Annotated in this window: 8 protein-coding genes and 1 pseudogene; 6 read left to right on the top strand and 3 right to left on the bottom strand. The window is 69.1% G+C overall.

The window, feature by feature from the left end:
• Both VF794_RS40505 and VF794_RS40510 read left to right on the top strand, forming a co-directional pair.
• Nucleotides 1-461 (top strand): annotated as a pseudogene (locus VF794_RS40505) (hypothetical protein); the annotation flags it as partial.
• 86 nt (nt 462-547) lie between these two features.
• Nucleotides 548-1,162, top strand: coding sequence for a Uma2 family endonuclease (locus VF794_RS40510; protein ID WP_331119219.1), 615 nt, complete (start codon nt 548-550; stop codon nt 1,160-1,162).
• 6 nt (nt 1,163-1,168) lie between these two features.
• Here VF794_RS40510 and VF794_RS40515 read toward each other — a convergent pair whose 3' ends face one another.
• The gene (locus VF794_RS40515) at nt 1,169-3,193 is read right to left on the bottom strand and encodes an ATP-binding protein (protein ID WP_331119221.1); all 2,025 of its coding nucleotides are present in this window, start codon (nt 3,191-3,193) and stop codon (nt 1,169-1,171) included.
• A 146-nt stretch (nt 3,194-3,339) separates the two neighbouring features.
• On the bottom strand, nt 3,340-4,125 hold the full coding sequence (locus tag VF794_RS40520; RefSeq protein ID WP_331119223.1) for a 2-keto-4-pentenoate hydratase: 786 nt from the start codon (nt 4,123-4,125) through the stop codon (nt 3,340-3,342).
• A 38-nt stretch (nt 4,126-4,163) separates the two neighbouring features.
• Between VF794_RS40520 and VF794_RS40525 the strand changes: the two genes are divergently transcribed.
• Nucleotides 4,164-4,661 (top strand): DUF1579 domain-containing protein, encoded by a 498-nt coding sequence (locus VF794_RS40525; protein WP_331119225.1) that lies wholly within the window; start codon nt 4,164-4,166, stop codon nt 4,659-4,661.
• 122 nt (nt 4,662-4,783) lie between these two features.
• The gene (locus VF794_RS40530) at nt 4,784-5,323 is read left to right on the top strand and encodes a hypothetical protein (RefSeq protein ID WP_331119227.1); all 540 of its coding nucleotides are present in this window, start codon (nt 4,784-4,786) and stop codon (nt 5,321-5,323) included.
• Between the two features lie 22 nt (nt 5,324-5,345).
• On the opposite strand, the gene VF794_RS40535 is transcribed toward VF794_RS40530, so the two are convergent.
• Nucleotides 5,346-6,077, bottom strand: coding sequence for a hypothetical protein (locus VF794_RS40535; RefSeq protein WP_331119229.1), 732 nt, complete (start codon nt 6,075-6,077; stop codon nt 5,346-5,348).
• A 264-nt stretch (nt 6,078-6,341) separates the two neighbouring features.
• On the opposite strand from VF794_RS40535, the gene VF794_RS40540 reads away from it, so the two are divergent.
• Together VF794_RS40540 and VF794_RS40545 are read left to right on the top strand one after the other, a co-directional pair.
• Nucleotides 6,342-7,784 carry an aldehyde dehydrogenase gene (locus VF794_RS40540; RefSeq protein ID WP_331119231.1) on the top strand — a complete coding sequence of 481 codons (1,443 nt, stop codon included), beginning with the start codon at nt 6,342-6,344 and terminating at the stop codon, nt 7,782-7,784.
• Nucleotides 7,781-7,979: RidA family protein (locus tag VF794_RS40545; protein WP_414641020.1), on the top strand; the 199-nt coding region annotated here is incomplete at its 3' end. The genes VF794_RS40540 and VF794_RS40545, both read left to right, overlap by 4 nt.

A 7,979-nucleotide genomic window follows, 5' to 3' on the forward strand; every position in this document is an offset into this window, starting at 1 on the left:
GCTCCGCCATCAAGAACCGCATCGACGTCTGGCCGGACAAGGTGGACGAGGTGGGGATTCCCGGCCCCAAGGACCGGGTGGATGACGTGGTGTCCGGCATGGCGCTGATGCCGGATGGCTCGGTGTGGGTGGGCTCCTTCGCCTGGGGGCTGGCGCGGATGGACGCGAAGGGAGTGGTCCAGCAGTACGCGCTCGGCACGGGGGCGGATCGCTTCGTGTCCTCGGTGGCGCGCGACCCGAGCGACGACAGCGTCTGGGCCGGTCACCGCTGGGGCGGTGGGCTTACCCGGCTGAAGGGGGACACGGTGATGCGCTACGGCAAGGCACTCGGTCCGCTCGCGGACCACCCCGTCTGGGACATCCAGTCCGCGGGCACGGGCCCCGAGCGCCGGCTGCTGGTGGCCTTCGGCGGCGAGGAGAGCGGCCGCCCGGGTGCCATCGGCGTCTACCGCGGCGAGTAGACAGGGGAACAGGTGCCCGCCCGCTTTCCCTGGCAAAACCGGGGGCGGGCGATGACACTGTTTTCATGCGCCCGCTCGAGCCAGGCATGAGGACTCCCCAGCCTTCCACCCGTCCCGTGCGTGGGCAGGCGAAGGCGGAGGATCTGCTCGCCCTGCCGAATGAGCGGGCTGCGGAAATCATCGACGGATACCTCGTGGAGAAGGCGTCGCCGAGCGCCCCTCATGCGCTGGCCCAGGGCGGGGTGATTGTCGTGCTGGGCCCGGCCTTTCACCGCCGAGGCGGTGGAGGCGTGCCGGGTGGCTGGTGGCTCCTGCCCGAGGTGGAGGTGGAGCTGGAGCCAGGGCAGGTGTACCGCCCCGACATCTCGGGGTGGCGCCGCGAGCGCATGCCCACGCCGACCTCCGAGCGTCCGGTCCGGCTGCGTCCGGATTGGGTGTGCGAGGTGCTGTCTCGGAGCAATGCGCACCATGACCTGGTGACGAAGTTCCGCACCTATCACCGGCTGGGCGTGCCCCACTACTGGCAGGTGGACCCGGAGACGGAGGTCCTCACCGTGTACCGCTGGCAGGAAGCCGGGTACCTCGCGGTATTGACGGCCGCGCGAGGGGAGACGGTCCGTGCCGAGCCCTTCGACGCGATCGCCTGGAACGTCGGAGTGCTCTTCGGAGACGAGCCCGAGGACGGGCCCGCTCCCGGGTAGGGCGCGCTACTGAGGCAGGGCCACCGAGCCCGTCCGCGCGAGCGAGTGCGCCGTGCCCTCTTCGCGCAGGATGGGCAGCTTCAGCCGGAAGGCGGTGCCCTGGCCCGGCTCGCTGCGCACGTCGATCTGCCCGCCCATGGACTGGACGATGGTGTTGCAGATGGCGAGCCCCAGGCCCGTGCCCACGCCCACCGGCTTGGTGGTGAAGAAGGGCTCGAAGATGTGCCGCTGGATGTCCGGAGGTATGCCCTGCCCGTTGTCCTGCACCTCCAGCACCACGTGGTGCGGCCCCTCGTGCCACGTGGACACCTGGATGCGGTTGTCGTCGGGGTGGCGCGCGGGCAGCGCCTGCACCGCGTTCACCAGCAGGTTGACGAGCACCTGTCCCAGGCGCGCCTCGTTGCCGCGCACGAGCGGCACCTCGCCGAACGCGCGCACCACCTGGGTGCGGTGCCTCAGCGCGCTGCGCATCAGCCTCAGCGCCCCGTCCACCACGCGGTGCACGTCCACCGGGCCACTGCGCTCCTCGTCCGAGCGCGCGAAGGCCTTCAAGTCCTGGACGAGCTCGCGGATGCGGCCCACGCCCTCGCGCGTCTCGGAGACCACCTCGCGCAACTCGGGCATCGACTCGGGCGCCAGCATCATCTGGGTGAGCTGCTCCTCCAGGAAGTTGAGGTTGGCGGAGACGAAGGTGAGCGGGTTGTTGATCTCATGCGCCACGCCCGTGGCCAGCGTCCCCACGGACGCCATGCGGTCCGCCAGCCGCAACTGCGACTCCAGCCGCTTGCGGTCGGTGACGTCCCGGCTCAGCACCATGAGCAGCGGGCGACCCCCCAGGCCGCTGAAGAGCGCCTTCTTGGTGACGAGCGCGCGGAGCTGGCCGGTGTTGTCGGTGAAGGAGTCCTCGGACTCGTGGGCCTGGCCGGTGGCGAAGACCTGCTCGTCCTGGTTCCAGAAGGTCTCCGCCTCGCTCGAGGAGAGGAAGTCGTGGTCCGTCCCGCCGAGCAGCTGCTCCACGGGGCGCCCCATGAGCCGGCCGAAGGCGCTGTTCATGGCCACCCAGCGGTGTGCCCGGTCCTTCACCAGGAGCGGGTCCGGCACGGCGTCGAGCGTGCGCTGGAGCATATCCTTCGAGCGCTCCAGCTCGGTGCGGGCGCGCAGCCGCTCCAGCTCGGCGCCCGCGCGCACGGCGAAGGCGCCCACCAGCGCGTAGTCCAACGGCCTCGCCTCGAGCGGCTTGTCATGCAGGATGGCCAGCACGCCGATGGGCTGACCCCGCGAGTCCTTCAGGGCCACGCCCAGGTAGCTGCGCAGGCCCTGCTCGTGCAGCATCGTGTCCTCGGGGAAGCGCGCGGCCACGCCGTCCGGGTAGTGGCAGAGGCTCTGATTGACGGTGAGCTGGCACGGCGTCCCGGCGAGCGCGTAGGGCGGCAGCTCGCAGAAGTCGCCCTGGTTGAAGCAGGCCAGCTTGCGCACCGTGTTCCCGTCCAGCTCGCCCACCAGGGCGCACGTGACACCGAGCGCCCGGGTGAGCTGCTTCACCAGGGACTGGAAGAAGTCGGGTCCGGACTCGGCGAGGGTGAGCTCCAGCAGCGTCTGGAGCGTGGCCTCCGTGTGCACCCAGTGCCGGCCATCCGCCAGGAAGGACGAGGGCGTCATCGACTGGAGCCGTCGCTCCAGCGCCATCAACCGCGTGCCCCAGCGCGAGCCCGGAGGCGCCAGGCACTCGTCGGCACCGGCCTCGTCCAGCGCGTCGAGCTCCTCGGGACCGCGCCGCGTCAGCACCACGAGCTGGGACTGCGAAGGCGTGCGCCGGGTGTGGAGCTGCTGGCAGAGCGCGAGTGTGTCCTCCAGGGCCCCGCCCGCGTCCCACAGCACCAGCAGGCCGGGGGGCAGCAGCTCGGGCACCTCGTCCAGTCCCCGCGCACGCCGCACCTGACACCGCACCGCGTGGCGTGCACCCTCCTCGTGGAGCTTGTGCTCCAGCTCCTCACAGACCTCTTGGGGCACATCCACCAGTACGACGTTCATGGCACTCCTCCCCCCTGGGACCTGACCACGCGTCCGGTGTCAGGGTGAGCTCGCGCTCATTATAGAGTGCATGTAGGCGGAGGAGTTGGATCGCACTCCAGGTGCGATTTTTCGACCCCTGGTGGGACGGTGGGTGCCGGACGCACTCAGGACTCGACGGAGACGGAGACCTCTCCCAGCCCCTGCACGCCGAGGCGGACCCGATCTCCGGGCCGGAGCATGTGGGCCGCGGTGGCGGCACCGGCGAGCACGATGCTGCCGGCGGGCAGGGACTCACCGCGCAGCTCGAGCAGCTCACACAGCTGGACGACGGACAGCAGCGGATCTCCCGAGATGGCGTCCGAGCGCGCCGCCTGGACTCGCTCCCCGTTCACCTCCATCACCATCTCCAGCCGGGGCAGGTCCAGCTCGCGGAGGGGACGCTCGGTGGTGCCCAGGACGAAGAGGGAGGAGGAGGAGTTGTCCGCCACCACGTCGGGCAGGGAGAAGTATTTGAAGTCGAGGTAGCGCGAGTCGAGGATCTCCATGGCCGCGAAGACGCTCGCGCACGCGTCCAGGGCCTGCTCGCGGGTGATGCGGCCGCGCAGCTCGCGCGAGGTGCGGAAGGCGATCTCCGGTTCGATCTTCGGATGGATGGTGCCCTGGAGCCGCAGCGTGCCGCCGGCGGGCACCCGCATGCGATCCGTGAGGACACCGTACACGGGCGAGTCCAGGTTCATCTGCCGGCGCTTGGCCTCGGAGGTGAGCCCCATCTTCAGGCCCACCACGCGCTCGCCGCGAGCGGTGCGCAGCCGGATGCCCTCGGCCTGGATGGCGTAGGCGTCCCGGAGCGCGAGGTCCGGGTGCTGCCGGGTGAGGGGCTGAATCTCGCGGGCCTCCAGGCGTGCCTGGTCCAGCAGCCGGGCCAGCTCCTCATGCAGGTGTTGCGTCATGGCCGTCCATGCTACTCCGCCACGAGGAGGAAGCACGCATGACCCGGCGGACGTTCGAGGATTCGAAGGCGGAGGGCGGCATCCACCACCGATTGGGCCAGCTCGTGGGTGAGTGGGAGGGAGTGACGAGGACCTGGTTCGAGCCGGACAAGCTCGCGGACGAGTCGCCCTGCCGTGGCACCATCCGCCCCGCGTTGGGGGGCCGCTTCGTGGTGCACGAGTACGAGGGCGCGCTCCAGGGCAAGCCGCTCTCGGGAATGGCCATCTACGGCTACCACCTCGACCCGGACCGTTACGAGATGGCGTGGGTGGACAGCTTCCACAACGGCTCGGCCATCATGTTCTCCAAGGGGCAGAACGAGGGCCGGGGCTACGGAGTCCGGGGCGGCTACGAGGCGCCTCCCGGGCCTCCGTGGGGCTGGCGGACGGAAGTCCAGCAGCCCGAGCCGGATCGGCTCCTCATCACCCACTACAACATCACCCCCGAGGGCCAGGAGGCGAAGGCCGTCGAGACGGAGTACCGGCGCAAGCGGTAGGGCAGGACTCCAGAAGTGAACATCCCGACAGTCCGATGTCGTCCTGCCGGGTGGGCCTCCGTCTTGAGGGGACCTTCGGCTGCGTGCTTGAGTGAGGAGCCCGAAAGTGGGAAGGGGGTTTCATGACTCGCGACACGCCTTCAAGCCAGGTCGAGGTGTACGGGCGGAGCGTTCAGGCCCTGGTCGACGCGATGGAATTCCTCACGGGCAAGGTGCAGCGGGTTCTTGCCTCTCATGGGATCGCCTCGCTCGATCCGGAGAAGTGGTACCCGATGAGCGCCGTGCTCGACAGCTTCGACGACATCCTCAAGCAGGTCGGGCCACACACCACTCGCGCCATCGGTCTCGCCATTCCCAAGAACGCGGTCTTCCCGCCTGGGATTGACTCGTTCGAGTCGGCCCTGCTCTCGCTCGACCAGGCCTATCGGATGAACCATCGAGGCAGCGGCGACATCGGCAGTTACCGCTATCAACGCACGGGGGAGCTCAGCGCCCAGATGGTGTGTGACAACCCCTACCCCTGCGAGTTCGACCAGGGCATCATCCTGGCCCTCTACGGGCGCTTCCAGCCCAAGGGCTCCTACGTGCTTCAGATTGAGCACGAGACCGCGGACTGCCGGAAGACGGGCGCCGTCGCCTGCGTCTACCGGCTCAAGTGGTGAGGCGGACGGGCGGACTCCGCGCTCAGTGGCACAGGGCGCTCATGGACGGCTCGGGGATGGCGGTCAGCTGCGGGCGCTTCTTGGGGTGCGCCACGGGCGACCGGGATTCGTCGCGCAGCCCGTCGAACATGGAGTGGAAGGCCGCGTAGATACGGTCCACCAGCGCGAGGGCCTCGTCACGCAAGGCGGGCGTGAGCTCCATGGCGTGCAATCTCGTCTCCATCTCCTCCTCGAAGACCTCGTGCTGCTCCTCGGCCGCCATGTGGTAGTTGGAGAAGTACTTCAGCCGGTTGTCGCCGCCCAGGGCCTGGGTGAGCGCGGCGGTACGAGTGAAGAAGGCGTGGCTGGTGGACTCCAGCGCCAGCACCAGGACCACGCGCAGCCGGTCATCCAGCGGGCGGAGCACCTCGCGCAGGAGGTCATAGCTGGCATTCCGGGTGCTCTCGTGCGCGCGGCTCCACAAGTCGTCAACGCTCAAGGGGCGCCCCATCAGCACGGCGACGTCCTCGAAGAACCAGTCGTCATGGCCACGCTCCTCGGCGCGATGGCGGAGCATGAGCGGCTTGAGCTCCGGGTCCTGTACCCGCTGCGCGTTGAGGCGGAGCACTTCCTGGAAGCTCATCACCCAGAACGCCAGGCGAGGGGCGAATGCGAGCGCCTGCTCCAAGGGTTGGTCCTGACGAAGTCCATCGAAGAAGGAATGCCTGGCGAAACCGGACTGACGGACGCTGATGTGCTGAAGGACGGCCTTCACGATGTACTCCCACACTTGAGATGGAGGTCTCCATCTCGGAGCCCATCCACGAAATTGCCGCGGCCAAGGTTCGCCACCTGACGAGAGGCGGCCCCCCGGTCCACCAGATGGATGAGGACTGGGAGAAGCGGATGCAAATGGAATGTTCGATTATTGACTCGTTATTTCCAGCGCACGGTGCCGCTCCGCGTGGCTCGGCCTGAAGTGATACCCGACCGGGGTCGTGCTAATGCGAGGCCCGGTTTGCCAGAGGAGGCTTCACGCGTGGAGAAGGTCCTCAATTACATCGGCGGGGAGCTGGTGGCCCCGAGCTCCCAGGTGTGGTTCGACAAGCCGGATCCCGCGACCGGGAAGCCCTCCGCGCGGGTGCCCGACTCGGACGAGGCGGACATCCAGCGGGCGGTGGAGGCCGCTCGGAGCGCATTCCCGGCCTGGGCCGCCACTCCAGCGGCCGAGCGGGCGCGCTTGTTGCGCCGTGTCGCGGACACGATTCGCGCCCGGACCGATGCCTTCGCCCGCGCCGAGTCCATCGACACGGGCAAGCCGCTGAAGCTGGCCGCCTCGGTGGATATTCCCCGCAGCATCCACAACCTCGAGTTCTTCGCGGACGCGGTGACGCAGTTCTCCACCGAGGCCCACGTCATGGACGGCGGGGCCCTCAACTACACGCTGCGCTCGCCCCTGGGCGTGGTGGGCTGCATCTCGCCGTGGAACCTGCCGCTCTACCTGCTCACCTGGAAGCTCGCCCCCGCGCTGGCCATCGGCAATTGCGTGGTGGCCAAGCCCTCCGAGGTGACGCCGATGACGGCGTACCTGCTCGCGCAGGTGTGTCGCGAGGTGGGCCTGCCTCCGGGCGTGCTCAACATCGTCCATGGCTACGGCTCCAAGGTGGGCTCCGCGATGAGCCGCCACCCGGACATCCGCGCCATCTCCTTCACCGGCAGCACGCGCACGGGCGCGGAGATCGCCCGCGTGGCCGCGCCGGTCTTCAAGAAGCTCTCGCTGGAGATGGGCGGCAAGAACCCCAACGTCCTCTTCGAGGACTGCGACTTCGACGAGGCGCTGGCCACCACGGTGCGCTCGTCCTTCTCCAACCAGGGACAGATCTGTCTGTGTGGCTCGCGCATCTTCGTGCAGTCGTCCCTCTATGAGCGCTTCCGGGATGCGCTGGTGGAGCGCACGCGGGCGCTGAAGGTGGGAGATCCGCTGGAGCCCTCGACGGACCAGGGCGCGCTGGTGTCCCCGCAGCACTTCGAGAAGGTGATGGACTGCATCGACCTCGCCCGGCAGGAGGGAGGTCGCGTGCTCACCGGAGGCCGGCGCGCGGAGGTGCCGGGGCGCTGCCGCGAGGGCTGGTTCGTGGAGCCCACGCTCATCGAGGGCCTGGGCTCGGCGTGCCGCACCAACCAGGAGGAGATCTTCGGCCCGGTGGCCACGCTCACCCCCTTCGACAAGGAGGAGGAGGTGCTGGCCTGGGCGAACAGCACGCGCTACGGGCTGGCGGCGAGCGTGTGGACGCGGGACGTGACGCGGGCGCACCGCTTCGCGGCGAAGCTGGAGAGCGGCATCGTCTGGGTGAACTGCTGGATGATGCGCGACCTGCGGACGCCCTTCGGCGGGGTGAAGGACTCGGGCGTGGGCCGCGTGGGGGGCTGGGACGCGCTGCGCTTCTTCACCGAGCCCAAGAACGTGTGCGTGAAGCTATGAGCGACCGGGTCGATTCCCAGAAGGCCCCGGAGCCGGTGGGCCTCTACCCCCACGCCCGGCGCGTGGGCAACCTGCTCTTCCTCTCCGGCGTGGGTCCGCGCGAGCGCGGGAGCAAGAAGATTCCCGGCGTCGAGCTGGATGCCCAGGGCAACATCGTCTCGTACGACCTGGAGACGCAGTGCCACTCGGTGTTCC

This window comes from Archangium sp. (assembly GCF_036389735.1).
Classification (GTDB): domain Bacteria; phylum Myxococcota; class Myxococcia; order Myxococcales; family Myxococcaceae; genus Archangium.